At 70.6% G+C, this 245-nt stretch carries 1 protein-coding gene; it reads left to right on the forward strand.

Annotated features, from left to right (window positions below; all coding sequences use genetic code 11):
• Positions 1-245: deaminase (locus SB764_RS43710; protein WP_410867265.1), on the forward strand; the 245-nt coding region annotated here is incomplete at both ends.

Consider the following 245-nt stretch of genomic DNA (forward strand, 5'->3'; position numbering starts at 1 on the left):
TTCTCGGATACCGATTTCGCCCACATGCAGCGCGCGCTGACGCTCGCGGCGCGCGGCATGTATACGACCGCGCCGAACCCGCGCGTCGGCTGCGTGATCGTCAAGGACGGCCACGTCATCGGCGAAGGCTTCACGCAGCCGGCCGGCCAGGACCACGCGGAGGTGCAGGCGCTGACGGACGCGCGGGCGCGCGGCCATGACGTCGCAGGCTCCACCGTATACGTGACGCTCGAGCCGTGCAGCCA

Origin of the sequence: Paraburkholderia sp. SIMBA_027, from assembly GCF_046535315.1 — a bacterium.
GTDB lineage: Bacteria > Pseudomonadota > Gammaproteobacteria > Burkholderiales > Burkholderiaceae > Paraburkholderia > Paraburkholderia tropica.